Source organism: Pseudomonas pisciculturae, assembly GCF_015461805.1.
Classification (GTDB): Bacteria; Pseudomonadota; Gammaproteobacteria; order Pseudomonadales; family Pseudomonadaceae; genus Aquipseudomonas; species Aquipseudomonas pisciculturae.
The window spans coordinates 111,252-133,388 of the sequence record NZ_JACVZE010000012.1 but is presented as its reverse complement, the minus strand read 5'-3'; the positions used below and the strand labels follow the sequence as shown (position 1 = coordinate 133,388).

The window sequence follows — 22,137 nt, the reverse complement described above, 5'->3', positions numbered from 1 at the left end:
GCCAGTGGCTACTCCTGTCGTAACCGCCTAAGTTATACAAGATGAAACGATCCGCCCCTGACGCGCTCCAAATTTTGCGACCGTCTTTTTTTGCGCAGAGCCAAACGATGCAATTTTTATCCAATTCCCACGGCTGTGAAGGTTGGGCCGGTGAAATGGCCCAGCGGATTCGCGCGTTTGACTGGTCGACCACCGACTTGGGGCCGCTCGACCGCTGGTCCACCAGCCTGGCCTGCACCGTGCAGATGATGTTGGCGTCGCCCGTGCCGATGGTGATGCTGTGGGGGCGCCTGGGCTACATGATCTACAACGACAGTTATTCGGTATTTGCCGGCGGTCGCCACCCGTACTTGCTGGGTACGCCGGTGGAACTGGGCTGGCCGGAAGTCGCCGAGTTCAACCGGCATGTGGTGGACACCTGCCTGGCGGGCGGCACCTTGTCGTTCAACAACAAGGACCTGGTGCTGCTGCGCAACGGCAAACCCGAAACGGTGTGGCTGGACCTCTATTACAGCCCGGTCGCCGGTGACAACCAGCAACCGGCCGGGGTGCTGGCGATTGTGGTCGAGACCACCGAACTGGTGAAGTCCGAGCAGGTACGTCAGGAGCTCACCCACAATCTTGAGCAACGCGTGGCCGCGGAAGTGCAGGCGCGTTATGCCGCCGAAGAGCAACTGCGGCAGTCGCAAAAACTCGAAGCCATTGGCGGCCTCACCGGCGGCGTAGCCCATGACTTCAATAACCTGCTGCAAGTGATCGCCGGCAACCTGCATCTGCTGGCCCGCCATGAGCCGGACAACCCCCAGGTACAGCGCCGCGTTGCGGCGGCCATCGCGGCGGTGGAGCGGGGCGCCAAGTTGTCGGCGCAACTGTTGGCGTTTGCCCGGCGTCAGCCGCTGTCGCCTGCGGTGTATAACCCGCAACGCATCTATGCCGGCTTGGGTGAACTGCTCCAGCGGGCGCTGGGTGAGACCATCCATATCGATGTGCAAATGCCCCAGGATGCGTGGCTTATCAACGTCGACCGCAACCAACTGGAAAACGCGCTGCTCAACCTGGCGATCAACGCCCGCGACGCCATGAAAGGCGAAGGTGTGATTCGTATCAGCGGTGAAAACATCATCCTTAACCCTGCCGACTGCGTGGGTAAAAGCATCAAGCCTGGCGAGTACGTACGCCTTGCCGTGACCGACTCAGGCATCGGCATGCCTGAGGCGATCCTCAAGCGAGTCTTCGAGCCCTTTTTCACCACCAAGCGCGAAGGCCACGGCACCGGCCTGGGGCTGAGCATGGTGTTTGGCTTTGTGCGCCAGAGCGGCGGGCATGTGGAGATGTGGAGCGAGGAGGGCAAAGGGTCGGTGGTGCAAATGTACTTCCCCCATAGCCTTGAGCCTGAAAGCCTCGATGTGCATATCGACCAGGTGCCTCATACCGGCGGGCAGGAAACCATCCTGGTGGTCGAGGACAATGAAGGCGTGCGTCTGACCGTGGTCGAATTGCTGCAACAATCGGGTTACACCGTGCTGACCGCCGAAGACGGCGACCGCGCCATGCAAGCGCTGCAAGGCGGTGCATTGCCTGACCTGATCTTTACCGACGTGATCATGCCCGGGCGCGTCAAGAGTACCGACCTGGCCCACTGGGCTCGGGCGCAACAGCCTCCCGTGGCGGTACTGTTCACCTCCGGCCACACCCGCGACATTCTTTCCAGCAATCACCTGCTGAGTGCCGATATTCATCTGCTGAGCAAGCCCTACAGCCCCGAAGCCCTGACGCAACGGGTGCGCAGCGTGCTCACCGCACGATAAGGTTGACCATGACTTCACAACGCAACCTCCCTCAACACCTTGGTTTCGTTCAGGTGCGCGGCGCCCGTGAACACAACCTGCGTAACGTCGATGTGGACATCCCTCGGGATGCACTGGTGGTGTTTACCGGCGTGTCGGGTTCGGGCAAATCATCGTTGGCGTTTTCCACGGTGTATGCCGAGGCTCAGCGGCGCTATTTCGAGTCGGTGGCGCCCTATGCGCGACGCTTGATCGACCAGGTGGGCGTGCCGGATGTGGACTCCATCGAAGGCCTGCCGCCGGCCGTAGCCTTGCAACAGCAGCGTGGCACGCCGAGTGCGCGCTCCTCGGTGGGCAGTGTCACAACCTTGTCGAGTCTGATCCGCATGCTCTATTCGCGCGCCGGCAGCTACCCACCGGGCCAGGCGATGCTGTATGCCGAGGATTTCTCGCCCAACCTGCCCCAAGGCGCCTGCCCGCAATGCCATGGCTTGGGCCGCGCATATGAAGTGACCGAGGCGTTGATGGTGCCAGACCCGTCGCTGACCATTCGCGAGCGTGCGGTGGCGTCCTGGCCGTTGGCGTGGCAGGGCCAGAACCTGCGGGACATCCTGGTGACCCTGGGGTATGACGTGGATATCCCTTGGCGCGATCTACCCAAAAAGCAGCGCGAGTGGATTCTGTTTACTGAAGAAACCCCAACCGTCCCCGTCTACGCCGGCTTTAACCCAGAGCAGACCCGCGATGCGCTAAAACGCAAGCTTGAACCGAGTTACCAGGGCACTTTCAGCGGTGCGCGGCGCTACATCCTGCACACCTTCACCCACACCCAAAGCGCGCTGATGAAAAAACGCGTGTCGCAGTTTATGCAGGGCAGCGCTTGCCCGTTATGTGAGGGCAAGCGCCTGACCAAGGCGGCGCTGTCGGTGAAGTTTGCCGGGGTGGATATTGGCGAGTTGTCGCAGCTGTCATTGTCCCAGCTGGCTGAGCTGTTGCGGCCGGTAGCGGCGGGGCAGGACACGATGAAACTGTCGGTGGAGAAACGCCTGGCCGCCCAGCGCATCGCTCAGGATCTATTGGAGCGGGTCAGCACCTTGACTGAGTTGGGGTTGGGCTATCTGTCGCTGGAGCGCAGTACGCCTACCTTGTCGTCCGGCGAGTTGCAGCGTTTGCGTTTGGCCACGCAGTTGGGCTCGCAGTTGTTTGGCGTGATCTATGTATTGGATGAGCCGTCGGCGGGTTTGCACCCAGCGGATGGGGAAGCGCTGTTTACGGCGCTGGAACGCTTGAAAGCGGCAGGTAATTCGCTGTTTGTGGTAGAGCATGACCTGGAAACCATGCGCCGCGCCGATTGGCTGATCGATGTGGGCCCGGCGGCGGGCGAGCACGGTGGGCAAGTGTTGTACAGCGGGCCACCGGCGGGCCTGGCACAGGTTGAGGCGTCGCAGACCCGTGAGTATTTGTTCGCCGAAAGGCGCGTATCGAATCAGGCGCACCGCGAGCCCAGCGGTTGGCTGAAACTGGAGGGTGTGACGCGCAATAATCTCAAGGGCCTGAACGTGGATTACCCACTGGGTTGCTTCACGGCAGTGACGGGGGTTTCGGGGTCGGGCAAGTCCAGCCTGGTTAGCCAGGCGCTGCTGGAGTTGGTGGGGATGGGCCTCGGTCGCCTGGTGGAAAACGACGAAGAACCGAGTCTGGAAGATGATGCGCCGCAAGCCAGCGGTGGGCATATCAGTGCCGGTCTGGAGCACATCCGCCGCCTGGTGCAGGTGGACCAGAAACCCATTGGCCGCACGCCGCGCTCCAACCTGGCGACCTACACCGGGCTGTTCGATAACGTGCGCAAACTGTTTGCCGGTACACCCGCTGCTAAAAAACAGCATTACGACGCCGGGCAGTTTTCGTTCAACGTCGCCAAGGGCCGTTGCCCCAATTGCGAAGGCGAAGGCTTCGTCAGCGTCGAACTGCTGTTTATGCCCAGCGTCTATGCACCATGCCCGACCTGCCATGGGGCGCGTTACAACCCCGAGACATTGGCGATTAAATGGCAAGGCCTGAGCATCGCCCAGGTGCTGGGGCTGACGGTTGAGCAGGCGGTTGACGTGTTCGCCGAACAGCCTGGGGTGCTGCGCTCATTGCAGGTGCTGCGGGACATCGGCCTGGGTTACCTGCGCCTGGGGCAGCCGGCCACTGAGCTGTCGGGCGGTGAAGCGCAACGCATCAAGTTGGCCACGGAACTGCAACGCAATGCGCGGGGCGCCACCCTGTATGTGCTGGATGAGCCGACAACCGGGTTGCACCCACGGGATGTGGACCGCTTGCTCAATCAGCTCAACCACCTGGTGGACGCGGGGCATACGGTGGTCGTGGTCGAGCATGAAATGCGCGTGGTGGCGCAGAGTGATTGGGTGATCGATATCGGGCCTGGGGCCGGGGACTTGGGAGGCAAAATCGTTGCTTGCGGCACGCCGCAGAAAGTCGCCAAAAGCAAAACCAGTCGTACCGCCCCGTTTCTGGCTCGATCGCTGACCTGACCGTTGAGTGCTGTATTTCACAGGACCGCACTCGGCACCTTTGGCAGCTGTCGAGCTTTAGCGAGGCTGCGAAAGCGACGGTATTGGCGATAGAGATGGGGTGGCTGGACTAAAGCTTTCGCAGGCAAGCCAGCTCCCACACTTGACTGCATTTCAACAGGATGGACGCGGTCAAATGTGGGAGCTGTCGAGCTTTAGCGAGGCTGCGAAGGCGGCGGCATTGGCGATAGAGATGGGGTGGCTGGACTACAGCTTTCGCAGGCAAGCCAGCTCCCACAGTTGATCGCATTCCAAGCGGGCGCACGCGGTACAAATGTGGGAGCTGTCGAGCTTTAGCGAGGCTGCGAAGGCGGCGGCATTGGCGATAGAGATGGGGTGGCTGGACTATAGCTTTCGCCGTCAGCCCTAATGCCAGCTCCTACACCCGGTAAAACTCGGTCTCAGGACAAGCCGTCACGGGAGCAAGCTCCCTCGCCACAGGTTCAGCGCAATGGTCAAGCTTGTGTAGATACTTTTGATTGTCGCCCCAAACATTGTTCAGTGCTCACTCATGTGAATTGACCTTAAACATGACAAGACCCCTCGCAATGGTCTAGCTTCAAGGGGTAAGCCATTGATCAACGTGCGGAGGTACGCCATGCCAGTGAAACACGACCTGTATCAGGATTTGGGGTTGAGCAAGGAAGTTGTTCACGAACGCAGGGCGAGCGACAAACGCTTGGACTCGCTGCTCGATAAATATGATGCTGCTGATGGGGAGGTGCTGGCTGCTGAGTCGGCCAAAGCCAGTGATGAGGACGTTGAGAAACTCAAGAAAAAACGTTTGTTAGTCAAGGATGAGATTGTGGCGCGGCTGGGTTAAGCGCACGACTGTGGCGAGGGAGCTTGCTCCCGCTGGGCTGCGAAGCGGCCCCAAAAAACGGGAGCGCTGCGCACTGGAGCGCCAGCCCGGTCCAGCGCAAGCAAGCTCCCTCACCACCTACACGGTTATATCAGCAGCGCCTGCGTGCATTCATCGATAGAGCGTTGCTGAGTCTCGGCGTACAGCCCAAGCTCATCAATCGTCCGCCGCCCCAGCGCATTCTCAAATTCAGTCCGGTTGGAATTCGCCGCATAGTGGCTCTGCGCCCCATCCCCCAGATTCGACTGAAAAATCCCCGCCGCGCTCACCGGCAGAAAATCCTCGTATACCAACGGTTCAAACGCCGCATGGCCCGCCGCGATCAACGCCTCTAGCGTGTGTGGTTGATCGGCGCTGCCCTGCGCCGCCAAACCCTGCTCGGTAGGAAAATAGCGGAAGTACGCCAGGCCCTGCTCACGCATCTGTGCGTAGGTATCCGGGAAAGCCTCGAAGTGCTGCGCCATCAATTGCACGTAGCGCGCCGCGTTGCCTTCATTGGGGAACGCACCGAGTTCATCACGTGCGGCATTGAGCAATTGGTCGTACAGGGCGCGACCTTTTGGTGTAAGCGCCACGCCGCGTTGCTCGATTTCGCCGAAGCGTGCGCTGTGGCTGCCTTGAGCATCGGTGAAGGCGATGGGTTCGTCGAGGGCCTTGAAGCTGGTCTGGCGTAGCAGTATCGGGCAACGGCGGCGCGGCGGGCCTTCGATCACCGCCTTGGGGGTGATGCCTTTGCCTGGCATGGCGGCCTGCACCAGGTCAATGTCCAGGGTGCGCGGTGTGAGGTGGTTGATGTGCGGGCCCTTGAAGGCCACCACGTCGGCGATCAGGCGATGCTGGTCGCTGAGCTGCTGGTACTGGGCGCTGGTGACGGTTGCGGTGGGGTGCCAGCGGAAGGTTTCCAGGGCTTGGCGAATAAATGCGTCGGCATCGACCGCGTTGAGGCCGCCTTCTGTTTCGGCTTGTTCGATCAGCGCCAGGGCATCAGGGGTGAAGATCGCCCGCTGGGCCAGGGCGGTTTCGGCGAACGTACGCAGATCGGGGCTTTCAATCAGTTCCAGGCGCAACAACGAGGTGAACACGCGAAACGGGCTGGTTTGCAGCGCCCGTTCATGCACGGCGCGAAACGCGGTGGAATGCACCGGCACGCCGGCCGGCGTCAGGTCGTAGTAACCCACCGGCTGCATGCCCATCACCGCAAACAGGCGGCCGATGGTGGCCAGCTCGTAAGCCGTACCGAGGCGGATAGCACCGTGGCGCTCCATGTCCAGGCGCTGGATTTCACCGGTGCGTTGCAACTGCTGCGTCAGGCCGGGTTCGCTGTCGAGCACGCGGGTATTGGTCTCGGCTACCAGTTCCATCAGCGCGCCGTAAAGCGGGACTTCATCGCGGTACATATCGGACATGGCCTTGGAAAACCCCTTGCGGATCTCATCGGGGCTGACATGTGCGCTGCTGTGCATAGAAAAATTCCTGATGACGACGGCACTGGACGTGGCCTATGCCCGGATTTTGTTGGGCCGGCGCTCTGCGCGCAAACGAAGAATCTTCAGGACTTCATTCTTCAAATGAATGAAATGACGCAAATATGACAAAAACCAGCGGCCCCGAAATTTCATGTTAGCCCCGGTTTTACTAACTAATTCTTCACGGAGTTCGCCCCGCTCGGCATGAAAGAATCGTCACGTTTGCAAGGATGAAAACGCCGTTATGCACATCACACACATAAAAAAATGTTTAGGGGCCGTCGTTAATGAAAATTTCTACACTGGCGTTGTCGATCACCGCCGCCGTTCTTGCACAACAGGCTTACGCTGATGATTTTGGGCTCGGCTCGCTGGGCACAGGCACCGGTCACAGCGGTTTCCTTGAAGACAGCCATGCGTCTGTCAGTTCGCGCACCATGTACTACAGCGCCGATAACCGTTCGGGCACCAACAATGACCTGCGCGAAACCGCCACAGCGTTGCGGTTTGACTACAAGTCCGGCTACACCCAGGGCACCCTTGGCGTCGGTTTCGACGTGATGGCGTTCGGTGCCTTGCGCCTCGATGGTGGCGACGGCCACACCGCAGGCGCAGGCCTGTCGGGTAACGGCAACAGTTTCTTCCCGACCAGGAACAACGGCACTGAACCTGCCGACTCCTTTGGGCGTGCGGCGGGCAACGTGAAGTTCCGCATTTCCCAGACCGAGTTGCACGTGGGCGGCGGCCTGGCACCGGTGTTGCCGATCCTGGTCTCCAACGACAGCCGCGTGGCACCGCAAACCTTCGACGGCGGTATCCTGACGTCGAACGATATTCCCAACGTCACCTTTACCGGCGGTGAACTTAACCGCGCCGAAGGCCGTGCATCGAGCAATTCCACCGGCCTGAGCGTTGCCGGTGGCACCCGCGACAGCGACAGCTTCAAGTTTGGTGGCCTGGACTACAAACCCTTTGGTTCTTCCGACAACATCATCGCGAAAAACCTGACGTTGCAGTACTACTACGCCCAATTGCAGGACTTCTACAAACAAAACTATTTCGGCCTGGTCCACGTATTGCCGCTGGGCAATGACCAATCCTTCAAGACCGACCTGCGCTACTTCGACAGCACCAGCGACGGCAAGAACGGCGAGAGCGGCTACCAGTTCAACAACAACGGCGGCTACGCCAGGCACGCAGGCGAAGTGGACAACAAAACCTACAGTGCGGCCTTCACCTACCAGTTGGGCGGCAGCAGCCTGATGCTCGGCCACATCGGCGTGGGTGACGACGGCGGCTTTGTGTGGGTCAACCAGGGCAGCCTTGCCGACCCGCACGCCCAAGGCGCCGGTGGCAGTGACTTCTACCTGTTCACCGACGCTGTGGTCGGCCAGTTCTCCCGCGCAGGTGAGCAAGTCAACTTCGGCCAATACACGTATGACTTCAAGGCTTACGTGCCTGGCCTCAAGGCTTCCGTGGCTTACCTGGACGGTTCGGACATCAAGTCCAAGGTTGCCGGTGGCCCTGACCAGAAAGAAAACGAAACCGACTTCCGCCTGGACTACGTGGTGCAAGCCGGCCCCCTGAAAGGCTTTGGTACCACCTTGCGCACCGGTACCTATCACGGCAAAAACACCGGCACCGCCGACCAGGACCAGACCCGGCTGATCTTCAACTACACCTACGCGATCTTCTAAACCTTCATGTGCACGCGGGCGTGGATGGGCTCTACACTGCTGCTCATTGTGTAGGCGACGGAGTACCCCATGACGGCCACGCCCGTAAACCGAATGCTCGACACACTCGAAGGCCAGCGCCTGGCAACCCCAGAGGTCGAGCGCTGGCGCGAGTGGGGCCCATATCTAAGCGAACGCCAATGGGGCACGGTGCGCGAAGACTACAGCGCCGATGGCGATGCCTGGGCGTACTTCCCCCATGAGCATGCGCGCAGCCGCGCCTACCGCTGGGGTGAGGATGGCCTGGCGGGGTTCAGTGACAAAGCGCAACGCTGGTGCCTGGGCCTGGCCCTGTGGAACGAGCGCGACGCGATCATCAAAGAGCGCCTGTTCGGCCTGAACAACGCCGAGGGCAACCACGGCGAAGACGTCAAGGAACTGTACTTTTTTGTCGATGGCGTACCCAGCCATGCCTACATGCGCATGCTCTATAAATACCCCCATGCGGCCTTTCCCTACGACGACCTGATCAGCGAAAACGCCCGCCGTGGCCTGGAGGATGCCGAGTACGAAATCCTCGATACCGGCGTGTTCGAAGACAACCGCTATTGCGACGTCAGCGTCGAATACGCCAAGCACCAGCCCGACGATATTTTTATGCGCGTCACCGTGCATAACCGTTCGGATCAACCGACGCGGCTGCACGTGCTGCCACAGGTGTGGGCACGCAATGACTGGAGCTGGACCTTTGACGCGCCCAAGCCGCAGTTGATGCGGGATGGGCAACGGGTGCTGGCGCGCCACCACGAACTGCCTGATCGGCATATCAGCGCGTGGGGCCAGGACGGCGTCGAGTGGCTGTTCTGCGAGAACGAAACCAACGTTGCCAAGCTAGATGGGCAACCGGCGCCAGGGCCCTTCAAGGACGGGATCAATGATTACGTGGTCAAGGGTGTTCAATCGGCGATTCAGCGTGACCGCGGCACCAAAGTTGCGGCGCGCTTCATCCTCGAATTGGCAGGCCTTGAAAGCAAAACACTGTACCTTCGTTTTGCCCCCGTCGATGCGCCGCAGGTCAACGCCCGCAAGCTGTTCGAGCAACGCCGCCAGGAGGCCGATTACTTCTACGCCGCGTTACAACACGGCGTCGCCGACGACGACGCGCGCAATGTGCAACGCCAGGCATTGGCCGGGTTGTTGTGGTCCAAGCAGCTCTACTATTTTGATGTAAACCAATGGCTCGACGGCGACCCTGCCCAACCAGCGCCGCCGCCCGAGCGCCTGCATATCCGCAATACCCATTGGCGGCACTTGTCCAATTTCGACATCCTATCCATGCCCGACACTTGGGAATACCCGTGGTACGCCTCGTGGGACCAGGGCTTTCAGGCCGTCGCCTTTGCGCTGATTGATCCTGCGTATGCCAAGCAGCAACTGTTGCTGCTGGTGAAGGACCGCTTCATGCACCCCAATGGCCAACTACCGGCTTATGAATGGCGCTTCGACGACGCCAACCCGCCGGTGCATGCCTGGGCCAGTTGGCGGGTATATCAGCAGGACAAGGCGCTGACTGGCGTAGGCGATATGGATTTTCTGGAGCGTATTTTCCATAAGCTGCTGCTGAATTTTGCCTGGTGGGTCAACCGCAAGGACGCCGAGGGGCGCAATCTGTTTCAGGGTGGTTTCCTGGGCCTGGACAATATCGCCTTGTTCGACCGCTCAGCCGCGCTGCCGCCGGGTTACCAGTTGGATCAGGCGGACGGTACGGCGTGGGTCGCGGCCTATGCCTTGGACCTGATGCGTATTGCCCTGGAGCTGGCCAAGCGCAACGTCGTGTATGTCGATATCGCCGTGAAGTTTTTCGAGCATTTCCTGTACATCGCGGGCGCCATCAACCGCGTCGATGACAGCGCCGAAGGGTTGTGGGATGAGCAGGACCTGTTCTTCTACGATGTGCTGCACCGCCCTGATGGCCAGAACGAGCCGGTACGCCTGCGCTCTATCGTCGGCCTGATGCCACTGTTTGCCGTATTGGTGCTGGAGCAGCGCGAGCACGAAGGTTTGCAGGGGTTGCGCGAGCGTTTGTCAGGGTTCATGAAGCACCGGCCGGATCTCGCTAAACTGGTTTCGCGCTGGAACGAGCCTGGCCAGGGCAACCGTCTGTTACTGGCGCTGCTGCGTGGTGAGCGCACCAAAGACCTGCTACGGCGCATGCTGGATGAACGCGAGTTTTTATCGGCGTTCGGGGTGCGATCCCTATCCAAAGCGTTCGCCGAGCAACCCCTGGCGTTGAAGATGAACGGCGACACGCTCTGTGCACGCTATCAGCCCGGCGAATCCGACTCGCGGTTATACGGTGGCAACTCCAACTGGCGCGGGCCGTTGTGGATGCCGGTCAACTACATGTTGATCGAATCGTTGCGCGAATTTCACCGCTACTACGCAGAAGACTTCTCGGTGGAGTACCCGACCGGCAGTGGTTATCTGTCATCGCTTGAAGAAGTGGCCGACAGCCTTAGTCAGCGTGTGACGCGTTTGTTCCTGCGTGATGAAAACGGTTCGCGGCCGTCGATGGCGGGGTACGCGCAGTTGGAGGCAGACCCTGCCAGTCGTGACCTGGTGCTGTTCCATGAGTATTTCCATGGGGAAACCGGGCGTGGGCTGGGAGCGTCCCATCAGACCGGATGGAGTGCGCTGGTGGCGTTGTTACTACAGCCGACGTAGGAAGGACTTGACGATGTGGCGGGTGGCGTCGGTTGTGTCCAACTCATCCACGGCGCCAAACGCGTACCACTGGCAATCGATGATTTCATTGCAAGGCTTGGCGTCGGCGATGTTCACCACTGACGCTTCGAACACGTGATGAACGGTGTCGCGGGCCTTGAGCTCCTGCAAATACAGCAAGCCGTCCACGTTCAATCCGGTTTCTTCTTCCAGCTCGCGTTCGGCCGCGCCGACCGGGCGCTCGTGGCGCTCGACCTTGCCCCCTGGCAGTGCCCATTTTGATCTGGCCTTGCGCACGAAGAGGATATGCCCCTCGTGTTCGCAAATGACCGTTGCGCGTATTTTCATCGTCTGTGCCCCCGCAGTGAGATGATTGTCATAAAAGTGTAATGCAATTGTCATGCTAACTGCTTGTGGCGTAGACGAGTGGGGATGTGGATACTGCCCGATTGATCAAAAACGCACGAGGAGAGCAGATGAGCACCGTACGCTGGGGCATGATCGGCTGTGGCAGTGTCACTGAGTTAAAGAGTGGACCGGCTTTCTACAAAGCGCCAGGTTCTGCGCTGGTGGCCGTGATGGGGCGCCGAGAAGCCGCCGTGCGTGATTATGCGGCACGTCACGGCATTGCCCGTTACTACACCGACGCCCAGGCACTGATCAACGACCCCGAAGTGGACGCGGTGTACATCGCCACGCCGCCTGACAGTCACCTTGAATACAGCCTCATGGTAGCGGCTGCCGGCAAGCATTGCTGCGTCGAGAAACCCATGGCCCTGAATGCCGAGCAGAGTGCGTTGATGCAGCGCACGTTCGAGCGTGCCGGGCTGCACTTGTTTGTGTCCTACTACCGCCGTTCGCTGCCGCGCTTTGCGCAAGTGCGTACCTGGCTGCACGAAGGGCGCATTGGCCAACTGCGTCAACTGACCTGGAGCCTGTGCAAGCCACCCGCCGCGGTAGACGCCAGCGCCGCCAATTGGCGCACCGACCCGCTGATCGCCGGTGGCGGCTATTTCGCCGACCTCGCCAGCCACGGGTTTGACCTGTTCCAGTACCTGGCCGGGGACATCATCGAGGTCTCGGGCTTTACCGCACGACAGGCCGGGCGTTATGCCGCCGAGGATGCCGTGACGGCCTGCTGGACCTTCAGCTCAGGAGCCTTGGGCATGGGCTGCTGGAACTTCGTCGCGGACCGCCGCGAAGACAAGGTTGAACTGATCGGCAGCACGGGGCGCATCACCTTTGCGGTGTTCGACGACCAGCCATTGCGCCTGGAGGGCGAGGTTAATGAGGTACTCGACGTGCCGTGCCACGCCCACATCCAGTGGCACCACGTATTGGCCATGAACGCACATATTCGTGGCGAGGCAGAGCATCCGTCGCTGGCGATCGAGGCGCTGAAGACAGATCGGATCCTGGACAAGGTGCTGCAACGTAACCCCTTTTATCCAGGCTAGTCGCGATAGGTTGGTGCTCTACATTTTTCAAGGAATAGACGCATGAAGTACCTGATGATGCTGTGGCTGGTCATAGCCACAAGTGCACTGGCTGCACCTAGGGAGCAGCGACCGGCGGGGGATTTTGATTTTTATGTATTGTCGTTGTCGTGGTCGCCGACGTTCTGCCTGGCGCACCCGGAAAACGAACAATGCTCGGGCAAAGGTTATGGCTTTGTGTTGCATGGCCTGTGGCCGCAATACGCACGGGGAGGGTGGCCGGCCTCGTGTGACCCGCAATCGCGGCTGTCGGCCGAAGACATGGCCAAGGGCGCGTTGATGTTCCCCACGCGCAAGCTGCTTACACATGAGTGGCGCAAGCATGGCACCTGCAGTGGCCTGGATGCCTCACGCTACCTGGACGCCACCGATACGGCGTTGAGTGCGGTGCAAATACCGCAGCAGTTGCAGCCATTCAACGTGCCGAATTACTTGCAAGCACGGGATATCGAACAGCTGTTTCGCCAGAGCAACCCGGCCATGGGTGACCACAGCGTGGCGGTGATTTGCAAAGGCAAGGTGCTGTCCGAGGTGCGGGTGTGCCTGAGCAAGGAGCTGCGCTTTGCCGGCTGCCCCAAAAGCGTGAAAACCCAGTGCCGTCCCGGTGATATCCGTATTCCGGTGCAGCGCTGATCAGGTATCCTCCGCGCCCCGTTTATCACCGATTCAATAAACAGATGACTGGACAAGACATGCAGGCGTTGCTGGAGTCGATCCTTGACGAAGTTCGTCCACTGATCGGCCTCGGTAAAGTCGCCGACTACATCCCCGCGCTGGCCGATGTGCCGGCCAACCAACTTGGCATCGCGGTATACGGCAACGATGGCGCCGCCTACTGCGCCGGTGATGCCAACACTTTGTTTTCGGTGCAGAGCATTTCCAAGGTGTTCAGCCTGGTGCAGGCCATTGACCACGGTGGCGAAACCATCTGGGAACGCCTGGGCCATGAGCCTTCGGGGCAGCCGTTCAACTCGCTGGTGCAGTTGGAGTTCGAACGCGGGCGCCCGCGTAACCCATTTATCAACGCGGGTGCGTTGGTGATCTGCGACATCAACCAATCGCGTTTTGCCGTGCCGATCTTGTCGATGCGTGACTTTGTACGGCGCCTGTCGGGTAACCCGCAGATTCTGGTCAACAGCGTCGTCGCCGAGTCAGAAGCCCAACACGGTGCGCGCAATGCGGCCATGGCGTACCTGATGAAGTCCTTCGGCAACTTCCACAACGATGTCGATGCGGTGCTGCACAGCTACTTCAACTACTGCGCGTTGCAGATGAGCTGCCTGGACCTGGCCAAGGCGTTCAGCTTCCTGGCCAACGAAGGGGTGAGCGCTCACAGCGCCGAGCAAGTTTTGACCGCGCGCCAGACCAAGCAAGTGAACTCGATCATGGCCACCAGCGGGCTGTATGACGAGGCGGGCAATTTTGCCTATCGCGTGGGGTTGCCGGGCAAGAGTGGTGTCGGCGGCGGGATCGTCGCGGTGGTGCCGGGGCAGTTTACGGTGTGCGTATGGTCGCCGGAGTTGAATGCGGCGGGGAACTCGTTGGCGGGGATCAAGGCGTTGGAATTGTTGAGTGAGCGGATTGGGTGGTCGGTGTTTTGAGCGGGCATTGGGTCTTGCAGCATCACTGATCTACCTGTGGGAGGGTGCTTGCCCCCGATTGCGGTGGGTCAGGCAACGATGCATCGACTGACAGGCCCTCATCGGGAGCAAGCCCCCTCCCACATTGGATTTTTAGTGGTCTGGAGATAGGCGGGCGGTCAGGTATCGCCAATCAGGCACATGGACTTGCTACACCACCGGTCTACCTGTGGGAGGGGGCTTGCCCCCGATTGCGGTGGTCAGGCAAAGATGCATCAACTGACAGGCCCTCATCGGGAGCAAGCCCCCTCCCACATTGGATTTTTGGTGGTTTGGAGATAGGTGGGCGGGCAGGTATCGCCAATCAGACACATGGACTTGCAGCATCACCGATCTACCTGTGGGAGGGGGCTTGCCCCCGATTGCGGTGGTCAGGCAAAGATGCATCGACTGACAGGCCCTCATCGGGAGCAAGCCCCCTCCCACATTGGGTTTTCATTGGTTTTGGGCTTTATTTGAGCCCATACAAAAAATGCGCCCCTGAGGGCGCATTTTTTTGTTCGGCAAGCTATCGCCTATCAGGCAATCGCATCCCAGGCACGATCACCGTGCTCGTCTTTGATCCGAGTCGGCAACCCCATCACGTCCAGCGCCTTCAGGAACGGCTCTGCCGGCAGTTCCTCGACGTTGGCCATGCGTTGCACATCCCACTCGCCACGCGCTACCAGCAGCGCAGCTGCTACCGGCGGAACGCCTGCGGTGTAGGAGATGCCCTGGCTTTCAGTCTCGGCAAACGCTTCTTCGTGATCCGCTACGTTGTAGATGAACACCTCACGCGCCTTGCCGTCCTTGGTGCCTTTGACCAGGTCGCCGATGCAGGTCTTGCCGGTGTAGCCAGGGGCCAGCGAAGATGGGTCGGGCAGTACGGCCTTGACCAGTTTCAGCGGCACCACTTCCAGGCCTTCGGCGGTTGTCACTGGCTTCTCGGAGAGCAGGCCGAGTTTGTTGAGCACGGTGAACACGTTGATGTAGTGCTCGCCAAAACTCATCCAGAAACGCACGTTGGGCACGTCGAGGTTTTTCGACAGCGAGTGCACTTCATCGTGGCCGGTCAGGTACAGGTTCTGCGAACCGACGACCGGGAGGTCGTCGGTGCGTTTGACTTCGAACATGGTGTTGCTGGTCCACTGGCTGTTCTGCCAGCTCCACACCTGTCCGGTGAACTCGCGGAAGTTGATTTCCGGGTCGAAATTGGTGGCGAAGTATTTGCCATGGGAGCCGGCATTGACGTCGAGAATGTCGATCGAATCAATGCGGTCGAAATGCTGTTGCTGTGCCAGCGCGGCATACGCGTTGACCACACCCGGGTCGAAGCCCACACCCAAAATGGCGGTGATGTTCTTCTGTTTGCACTCTTCCAGGTGGTTCCACTCGTAGTTGCCGTACCACGGCGGGGTCTCGCAGACCTTGCCCGGCTCTTCGTGGATGGCGGTGTCGAGGTACGCCACGCCCGTGTCGATGCAGGCACGCAGTACCGACATGTTCAGGAACGAGGAACCGACGTTGATGACGATCTGCGACTCGGTCTCGCGGATCAGGGCCTTGGTCGCTTCCACGTCCATGGCGTTCAGCGCGAAGGCGGTGATGTCCGCAGGTACCTTGAGGCTACCCTTGGCCTTGACGCTGTCGATGATGGCCTGGCATTTGGAGATGTTGCGCGACGCGATAGCAATACGACCGAGTTCGTCGTTGTGCTGCGCGCACTTGTGGGCCACCACCTTGGCGACACCTCCTGCACCAATGATAAGAACGTTCTTTTTCAATTGCTTTATCTCTCCTTTATCCGCCAGCTTACGAAAGGCTGGACAGGTAGTCGTCGTAACCAAATTCACGAACCACCTCGACTGTACCGTCGAGTTGTTTCACTACGATGGACGGCATTTTCAGGCCGTTGAACCAATTTTTCTTGACCATGGTGTAGCCCGCGGTGTCGATGAACGACAGCCGATCGCCGATGGCCAGCGGACGATCAAATTGGTACTCACCGAAGATGTCCCCGGCCAGGCATGATTTGCCGCACACCATCACGGTGTGTTCGCCATCGCTCGGCGCCAGCTTGGCGTTGAGGCGATAGATCAGCAGGTCCAGCAGGTGGGCTTCGATGGAGCTGTCTACCACGGCGAGGTTTTTGCCGTTGTAGAGGGTGTCGAGCACGGTGACTTCCAGGGAGGCGCTGTTGGTGATCGCCGCTTCCCCAGGTTCCAGGTAGACCTGCACGCCGTACTTCTCGGAAAACGCCTTCAAGCGGGCGCAGAACGCGTCCACGGCATAGTCTTCGCCGGTGAAGTGGATGCCGCCACCGAGGCTGACCCACTCAACCTTGTGCAACAGCGCGCCGAAGCGTTCTTCGATGGTGCCGAGCATTTTGTCGAACAGGCTGAAATCGCCGTTCTCGCAGTTGTTGTGGAACATGAAACCGGAGATCTGATCGATCACGCCTTCGATCTTCACCGGGTCCCACTCGCCCAAACGGCTGAACGGGCGCGCCGGGTCGGCCAGCAGGTAGTCCGAGCTGCTCACCTGCGGGTTGACACGCAGGCCGCGGGTCTTGCCCTCGGAGCGTTCGGCAAAGCGCTGCAGTTGGCTGATGGAGTTGAAGATGATCTTGTCGCAGTTATCCAGCATCTCTTCGATTTCATCGTCGGCCCAGGCCACGCTGTAGGCGTGCGCTTCACCTTCGAACTTCTGGCGGCCCAGCTTCAACTCATACAGCGACGACGACGTGGTGCCGTCCATGTATTGCTGCATCAGGTCGAATACCGACCAGGTGGCAAAGCACTTGAGCGCCAGCAACGCCTTGGCGCCGGACTGCTCGCGCACGTAAGCAATCTTCTGCATGTTGACCAGAAGCTTCTGTTTATCGATGAGGTAGTACGGCGTTTTGATCATTTTTGAGAGCCTGCGGCGGTGCCTGCCAAAAAAGGACACGCATTGTGCCCGCACTTGGGGCGAATCGAAAGGTTAGTGGGCGGAATTTGCTGCGCCAGTTTTCAACTCTACCTGCTGAGTATGACTATCCATAGGTACACCCCGGATCAATGTGGGAGCTGGCTTGCCTGCGATAGCGGTGGGTGAGAGGCAGCAGTGTCGGCTGATACACCGCTATCGCAGGCAAGCCAGCTCCCACATTTGATCTCCACTTGGCGGTAGAGGGGGGGATCCGCACTGCCATGAAAACGTCATTTGTTCAGCACCGAACTGCCACATTCCCTCGCTACTGTCCTCGCCAATGAGATCGATCTCAAGCGAGTAATAATGACTGACCTCAAAGACGTTGCCCGACTGGCCGGTGTATCCCGCGCCACCGCCGCCCGGGCCTTTGCTTCCCCGGACCAGGTGCGCCCGACCACCCGTGAGCAGGTGTTCGCCGCCGCCCGTGAGTTGGGGTTTCGGCCCAATCTTCTGGGCCGCCAACTGCGCCTGCAGACCACCCAGTTGATCGGGGTGGTGGTGCCCAACCTGCTCAACCCGGTATTTGCCGAGCAGTTCCAGGCCATGGAACGCGCCGCTCGCTTGCGTGGCTACAGCCTGGTGCTGGCCACCACCGACTACAACAGCGAGCGCGAAAGCATCGTGGTCGAAGAGCTGCTGCGCCAACGCGTCGATGGCCTGGTGCTGACGGTCACCGATGCCGAAAGCAACACCGTACTCAGCAGCCTGAATACCGAACAAACCCCGTTCGTGCTGGCCTATCACCAACCGAGCAACCCCAACTACAGCGCCGTGTCGGTGGACAACCGCGCGGGCATGGCCCTGGCCACGCGTTACCTGCTGGAAGCGGGGCACCGGCGCATCAGCATGGTCGCTGGCCCCGCATTGCAATCAGACCGTGCGCGCCTGCGCTACGCCGGTTATTGCGATGCCATGCGCGAATACGCACTGGACAGCCGTCCGGTGATCGAAATGCCAGCCCACACCCAGGCTGACTTCAGCGCTATCGCTGCGTTTCTCCAAGGCCCGGATGCACCCACCGCACTGGTGTGCTCCAACGACTTCCTGGCCATCAGCCTGATCGCCGAGCTGCGTCGCAACGCCTGGTGCGTGCCCGAGCAACTCTCGGTAATGGGCTTCGACGGCATCAGCCTTGGCACCCAGATGCACCCGACGCTGTGCAGCGTGGTGCAACCCATCGCGCTGCTGGCCAGCACCGTGATTGACCAACTGCTGGCGCAGATCGCCGGCAACGAGCCGATTTCCCATTGCCTGCCTTGCCACATCCGGCCGGGCGAAAGTACTCAACCCCATGAGGAGACCCTTGATGCGCGCATTCAGTAAAACCCTGGCCGCCGTGTTCCTGTGCGGCGCGGCCAGCCTGGCCCAGGCCGCCGAAACCGCCATCTGCTACAACTGCCCGCCGGACTGGGCCGACTGGGGCTCCCAACTCAAGGCCATCGCCGCCAGCACGGGCGTGCAGGTGCCGCTGGACAACAAGAACTCCGGCCAGTCCCTGGCACAACTGGTGGCAGAGAAAGCCGCACCGGTGGCCGACGTCGTTTACTACGGCGTGACCTTCGGCCTGCAAGCGCAAAAAGCCGAGGTGGTTGGCACCTACAAGCCCAAAGCCTGGGACCAAATTCCCGCCGGTTTGAAAGACCCGGCCGGGCACTGGTTTGCGATCCACTCCGGCACCTTGGGCATCATGGTCAACGTCGACGCCCTCGGCGGCCTGCCGGTGCCACAGAGCTGGGCTGACCTGCTCAAGCCCGAATACAAAGGCATGGTCGGCTACCTCGACCCATCCAGCGCGTTTGTCGGTTACGTGTCGGCAGTGGCGATCAACCGCGCCCTCGGCGGCGACCTCGACAACTTCGCCCCGGCCATCGACTACTTCCAGAAGCTGGCGAAGAACGCCCCCATCGTGCCCAAGCAAACGGCTTATGCGCGGGTGTTGTCCGGTGAGTTGCCGATCCTGGTGGACTACGATTTCAACGCCTACCGCGCCCGCTACAAAGACAAGGCCAACGTTGCCTTTGTGATCCCTCAGGAAGGCAGCATCAGCGTGCCCTACGTGATGAGCCTGGTGGCCAACGCTGCGCACCGCGCCAACGCAGAAAAAGTCCTCGACTTCGTGCTGTCGGAACAAGGCCAAGCGCTCTGGGCCAAGGCCTACCTGCGTCCGGTACGCCCGATGCAGATGCCGGCAGAAGTCGCCGCGCAGTTTCTGCCCGACAGCGACTACGCCCGTGCCGGTGTCGTGGACTACGAAAAAATGGCCGCCGTGCAGGAAGCCTTCGCCGCCCGTTATCTGAACGAGGTCAAGTAAGTGGCTGCATCGGCAAAACACGCGGCCTGGGCGCTGGCCCCGGCGTTTGCGGTGCTGCTCGCATTCTGGCTGTTGCCGCTGGCGCACCTTGTACTGCTCGGTACCGAGAGCCGCGACAGCAACGGTAGCGGTTACTGGCAGGTGCTTGGCAGTGCGCAGTATTTGGGCAGCCTGGCGCAAACCTGTGGGCTCGCCATTGTCGTCACGCTGGCGGCGTTGTTGGTGGGTGGGATCAGTGGCGTATTCCTTGCGCGTCAGCAGTTTTTTGGACGCTCGGCGTTGGTCGCGCTGCTCACGTTTCCGTTGGCGTTTCCTGGCGTAGTCGTGGGCTTCCTGGTGATCCTCTTGGCAGGTCGCCAAGGCCTGTTCGCATCATTGGGCCTGCAACTGGCCGGTGAGCGCTGGATCTTCGCCTACTCGCTGGCCGGGCTGTTTGTGGGTTACCTGTATTTCTCGATCCCAAGGGTGATTCTCACGGTGATGGCCGCCTGCGAAAGCCTCGACCGCAGCCTGGAAGAAGCTGCGCATTCACTGGGCGCAGGGCACTGGCGTGTGGTGTGCGACGTCATCGTGCCGGGGCTGGCACCGGCGCTGGCCTCGTGTGGGGCGATTTGCTTTGCCACCTCCATGGGCGCGTTCGGCACGGCCTTTACCTTGGGCACACGGCTGAATGTGACCCCGGTGGCGATCTACAACGTGTTAACCAACTACGCCAACTTTGCCGTGGCCGCCGCGCTGTCGGTGGTACTCGGCGCGCTGACCTGGGCGGTGCTGCTGCTGACCCGACGCTTGGTGAAAAACGCGGGGACTGTCTTGTGAAACGCTCATCGCTGTTTGTAATGCAACTGCTGTTCACCTTGCTGGTGTGCGCCTTCATGTTGGTGCCGGTGCTGATGTCGCTGCTGGCCGGTTTGACTCGCAACTTCTTTGTTGGCGTGTCGAGTGGTTTGACGTTCGATTGGTTGGTGCAGGTGTGGCAGGCCTACTCGCCGACCGTGTGGCTGTCGCTGCAACTGGCCCTGGCCTGCGCGGTATGCGTCTGCGTGATTGGGGTGCCGGCGGCCTACGCCCTGGTGCGCATGAACAATCGCTTCAGTCGCGCCTTCGAAGAGTTGATGGTGCTGCCGGTGGCCATGCCGGGCTTGGCCAGTGCGTTGGCGTTGCTGCTGACCTACGGCCAGTTCGGCAGCTTTCGCAGCAGTTGGCTGTTCATCCTTGTCGGCCATGTGCTGTTCACCTTGCCGTTTTTGGTGCGCCCGGTGATGGCGGTGATGCAACGCCAGCAACTGCCGGTGTTGGAAGAGGCCGCTGCCAGTTTGGGCGCCGGGCCGATCAAGCGCTTTTTCAGCGTGGTGGTGCCCAACTGCCGCGCAGGAATACTGGCCGGTGTGCTGATGGTGGTGACCTTGTCCCTGGGTGAATTCAACCTGACCTGGATGCTGCATACGCCGATGACCAAGACCTTGCCCGTTGGCCTGGCCGATAGCTACGCCTCGGCGCGCCTGGAAATCGCCAGCGCCTACACCCTTATCTTTTTGTTGATGATCGTGCCGCTGCTGATTGCGTTGCAGGCCATCAGCGCCCGTTTGTCCCGTGGAGAGCGTCGATGACCGCTATCACTATCCGCCTGCAAGGCTGCCGCAAGGCTTTCGCCGATGGCACCGTGGCCGTGCATGACCTGGACCTGACCGTCGAAGGCGGCGAAACCCTGGCGATTCTTGGTCCGTCCGGTTGTGGCAAAACCACCACCTTGCGCCTGATTGCCGGCCTGGAACGCCCGGAGGTGGGCCGGGTGTTTTTCGGCGACCAGGACGTCACCCGCCTGCCCATCGAGCGCCGTGATGTAGGCATGGTGTTCCAGAACTACGCGCTGTTTCCCAACCTGGATGTGGCGGGGAATATCGTTTATGGCTTGAAGATTCGCGGCATGTCCAAGCCTGAGCGCAACAAGCGCTGCGATGAGCTGCTGGAACTGGTGGGCTTGCAGGCGCACGGCAAACGCAGCATCCATGAGTTGTCCGGCGGCCAGCGCCAGCGTGTGGCACTGGCCCGCGCCTTGGCACCGGGCCCCAAGGTGTTGCTGCTGGATGAACCGTTGGCAGCCCTCGATGCGCAATTGCGTGAACGCCTGCGCAGTGAGCTCAATGAGTTGCTGCGCGGTCTGGGCATCACCTCGGTCTTCGTCACCCACGACCAGGGCGAAGCCATGGCCCTCGGTGATCGCATCCTGGTGATGGAGCAAGGCCGGGTTGCCCAACTCGCAAGCCCGCGCGACATCTACCAGAAACCGGCCAACGCCTTCGTCGCCGGCTTTGTCGGCAACCTCAATGCCTTTGCGGTGATCGCGCCGTCAGCCCATGGCTTGAAAGTGTGCGGCGGTGAGTTGCCGTGGCACGAAGCGAGCCTGCCCAACACCCTGTACTGCCGTCCGGAACATCTGCGGGTGATGGAAAGCGAGGGGCACCTTCACGGGCATCTCGTCGCGCAGTTTTTCCAGGGCGCGCAAAGCCGCCTGCTGGTGGATGTAGGCGCCCCGCAACCGCTGCTGGTGGACAGCAGCGACAACCAGTTGTACGCCGTTGGCGCGCCGATTGCCCTGGCGATTACGCCGCACATGTTGTTCACCCTGAATGCTTGAGAATCTATG

The 22,137-nt window shown here is 60.6% G+C and carries 17 protein-coding genes; 13 read left to right on the top strand and 4 right to left on the bottom strand.

What is annotated here, in order from left to right; translation table 11 throughout:
• Nucleotides 1–107: 107 nt before the first annotated feature.
• From ICY20_RS26395 to ICY20_RS26385, 3 genes are all read left to right on the top strand, one after another.
• Nucleotides 108–1,808 carry an ATP-binding protein gene (locus ICY20_RS26395; protein WP_194939046.1) on the top strand — a complete coding sequence of 567 codons (1,701 nt, stop codon included), beginning with the start codon at nucleotides 108–110 and terminating at the stop codon, nucleotides 1,806–1,808.
• A gap of 8 nt (nucleotides 1,809–1,816) precedes the next feature.
• Nucleotides 1,817–4,324, top strand: a complete 2,508-nt coding sequence (uvrA, locus tag ICY20_RS26390) for an excinuclease ABC subunit UvrA (protein ID WP_194939045.1) — start codon at nucleotides 1,817–1,819, stop codon at nucleotides 4,322–4,324.
• A 637-nt stretch (nucleotides 4,325–4,961) separates the two neighbouring features.
• On the top strand, nucleotides 4,962–5,186 hold the full coding sequence (locus ICY20_RS26385) for a DUF465 domain-containing protein (protein ID WP_159962782.1): 225 nt from the start codon (nucleotides 4,962–4,964) through the stop codon (nucleotides 5,184–5,186).
• Between the two features lie 125 nt (nucleotides 5,187–5,311).
• On the opposite strand, the gene hglS is transcribed toward ICY20_RS26385, so the two are convergent.
• The gene (gene hglS / locus ICY20_RS26380; RefSeq protein ID WP_194939044.1) at nucleotides 5,312–6,688 is read right to left on the bottom strand and encodes a 2-oxoadipate dioxygenase/decarboxylase HglS; all 1,377 of its coding nucleotides are present in this window, start codon (nucleotides 6,686–6,688) and stop codon (nucleotides 5,312–5,314) included.
• 290 nt (nucleotides 6,689–6,978) lie between these two features.
• On the opposite strand from hglS, the gene ICY20_RS26375 reads away from it, so the two are divergent.
• Nucleotides 6,979–8,388, top strand: a complete 1,410-nt coding sequence (locus ICY20_RS26375; RefSeq protein WP_194939043.1) for an OprD family outer membrane porin — start codon at nucleotides 6,979–6,981, stop codon at nucleotides 8,386–8,388.
• 69 nt (nucleotides 8,389–8,457) lie between these two features.
• A complete protein-coding gene (locus ICY20_RS26370) occupies nucleotides 8,458–11,091 on the top strand; it encodes an MGH1-like glycoside hydrolase domain-containing protein (protein WP_194939042.1) in 2,634 nt (877 codons plus the stop codon).
• Here ICY20_RS26370 and ICY20_RS26365 read toward each other — a convergent pair.
• Nucleotides 11,077–11,439 (bottom strand): NUDIX hydrolase, encoded by a 363-nt coding sequence (locus ICY20_RS26365; RefSeq protein WP_159962778.1) that lies wholly within the window; start codon nucleotides 11,437–11,439, stop codon nucleotides 11,077–11,079. The genes ICY20_RS26370 and ICY20_RS26365 overlap by 15 nt on opposite strands.
• A gap of 128 nt (nucleotides 11,440–11,567) precedes the next feature.
• Here ICY20_RS26365 and ICY20_RS26360 point away from each other — a divergent pair, with 128 nt between their 5' ends.
• The 3 genes from ICY20_RS26360 to glsB are packed head-to-tail and all read left to right on the top strand — an operon-like array spanning nucleotide 11,568 to nucleotide 14,188.
• On the top strand, nucleotides 11,568–12,548 hold the full coding sequence (locus tag ICY20_RS26360; protein ID WP_194939041.1) for a Gfo/Idh/MocA family protein: 981 nt from the start codon (nucleotides 11,568–11,570) through the stop codon (nucleotides 12,546–12,548).
• Between the two features lie 42 nt (nucleotides 12,549–12,590).
• Complete coding sequence (locus tag ICY20_RS26355; RefSeq protein ID WP_194939040.1) at nucleotides 12,591–13,220, top strand: ribonuclease T2 family protein; 630 nt, start codon at nucleotides 12,591–12,593, stop codon at nucleotides 13,218–13,220.
• A gap of 59 nt (nucleotides 13,221–13,279) precedes the next feature.
• Nucleotides 13,280–14,188, top strand: a complete 909-nt coding sequence (gene glsB / locus ICY20_RS26350; RefSeq protein ID WP_159962798.1) for a glutaminase B — start codon at nucleotides 13,280–13,282, stop codon at nucleotides 14,186–14,188.
• Nucleotides 14,189–14,745: 557 nt separating this feature from the next.
• Here glsB and ICY20_RS26345 read toward each other — a convergent pair.
• Nucleotides 14,746–15,990 (bottom strand): saccharopine dehydrogenase family protein, encoded by a 1,245-nt coding sequence (locus ICY20_RS26345; protein WP_194939039.1) that lies wholly within the window; start codon nucleotides 15,988–15,990, stop codon nucleotides 14,746–14,748.
• 28 nt (nucleotides 15,991–16,018) lie between these two features.
• On the bottom strand, nucleotides 16,019–17,116 hold the full coding sequence (locus tag ICY20_RS26340; protein WP_159962774.1) for a carboxynorspermidine decarboxylase: 1,098 nt from the start codon (nucleotides 17,114–17,116) through the stop codon (nucleotides 16,019–16,021).
• Nucleotides 17,117–17,482: 366 nt separating this feature from the next.
• On the opposite strand from ICY20_RS26340, the gene ICY20_RS26335 reads away from it, so the two are divergent.
• From ICY20_RS26335 to ICY20_RS26315, 5 genes are read left to right on the top strand one after another with little or no spacing between them, the layout of a single operon-like run.
• Nucleotides 17,483–18,502: a LacI family DNA-binding transcriptional regulator gene (locus tag ICY20_RS26335; protein ID WP_159962769.1), complete on the top strand. Its 1,020-nt coding sequence runs from the start codon at nucleotides 17,483–17,485 to the stop codon at nucleotides 18,500–18,502.
• A complete protein-coding gene (locus ICY20_RS26330) occupies nucleotides 18,486–19,490 on the top strand; it encodes an ABC transporter substrate-binding protein (protein ID WP_194939038.1) in 1,005 nt (334 codons plus the stop codon). The genes ICY20_RS26335 and ICY20_RS26330 overlap by 17 nt, the downstream gene beginning before the upstream one ends.
• Nucleotides 19,491–20,309: an ABC transporter permease gene (locus ICY20_RS26325; RefSeq protein ID WP_194939037.1), complete on the top strand. Its 819-nt coding sequence runs from the start codon at nucleotides 19,491–19,493 to the stop codon at nucleotides 20,307–20,309.
• Nucleotides 20,306–21,100, top strand: a complete 795-nt coding sequence (locus ICY20_RS26320) for an ABC transporter permease (RefSeq protein ID WP_194939036.1) — start codon at nucleotides 20,306–20,308, stop codon at nucleotides 21,098–21,100. Before ICY20_RS26325 ends, ICY20_RS26320 begins: the two co-directional genes overlap by 4 nt.
• Entirely contained in the window at nucleotides 21,097–22,128 is a 1,032-nt protein-coding gene (locus ICY20_RS26315) for an ABC transporter ATP-binding protein (RefSeq protein ID WP_194939035.1), read from the top strand. The genes ICY20_RS26320 and ICY20_RS26315 overlap by 4 nt, the downstream gene beginning before the upstream one ends.
• Nucleotides 22,129–22,137: the final 9 nt, after the last annotated feature.

Bases quoted from the DNA above. Each gene is read 5' to 3' on its own strand.
- ICY20_RS26360 (WP_194939041.1), top strand. From the start codon at position 11,568: ATGAGCACCGTACGCTGGGGCATGATCGGCTGTGGCAGTGTCACTGAG.
- ICY20_RS26315 (WP_194939035.1), top strand. From the start codon at position 21,097: ATGACCGCTATCACTATCCGCCTGCAAGGCTGCCGCAAGGCTTTCGCC.
- ICY20_RS26395 (WP_194939046.1), top strand. From the start codon at position 108: ATGCAATTTTTATCCAATTCCCACGGCTGTGAAGGTTGGGCCGGTGAA.
- ICY20_RS26375 (WP_194939043.1), top strand. From the start codon at position 6,979: ATGAAAATTTCTACACTGGCGTTGTCGATCACCGCCGCCGTTCTTGCA.
- ICY20_RS26370 (WP_194939042.1), top strand. From the start codon at position 8,458: ATGACGGCCACGCCCGTAAACCGAATGCTCGACACACTCGAAGGCCAG.
- ICY20_RS26335 (WP_159962769.1), top strand. From the start codon at position 17,483: ATGACTGACCTCAAAGACGTTGCCCGACTGGCCGGTGTATCCCGCGCC.
- ICY20_RS26330 (WP_194939038.1), top strand. From the start codon at position 18,486: ATGCGCGCATTCAGTAAAACCCTGGCCGCCGTGTTCCTGTGCGGCGCG.
- hglS (WP_194939044.1), bottom strand. From the start codon at position 6,688: ATGCACAGCAGCGCACATGTCAGCCCCGATGAGATCCGCAAGGGGTTT.
- ICY20_RS26340 (WP_159962774.1), bottom strand. From the start codon at position 17,116: ATGATCAAAACGCCGTACTACCTCATCGATAAACAGAAGCTTCTGGTC.
- ICY20_RS26365 (WP_159962778.1), bottom strand. From the start codon at position 11,439: ATGAAAATACGCGCAACGGTCATTTGCGAACACGAGGGGCATATCCTC.
- glsB (WP_159962798.1), top strand. From the start codon at position 13,280: ATGCAGGCGTTGCTGGAGTCGATCCTTGACGAAGTTCGTCCACTGATC.
- ICY20_RS26385 (WP_159962782.1), top strand. From the start codon at position 4,962: ATGCCAGTGAAACACGACCTGTATCAGGATTTGGGGTTGAGCAAGGAA.
- uvrA (WP_194939045.1), top strand. From the start codon at position 1,817: ATGACTTCACAACGCAACCTCCCTCAACACCTTGGTTTCGTTCAGGTG.
- ICY20_RS26355 (WP_194939040.1), top strand. From the start codon at position 12,591: ATGAAGTACCTGATGATGCTGTGGCTGGTCATAGCCACAAGTGCACTG.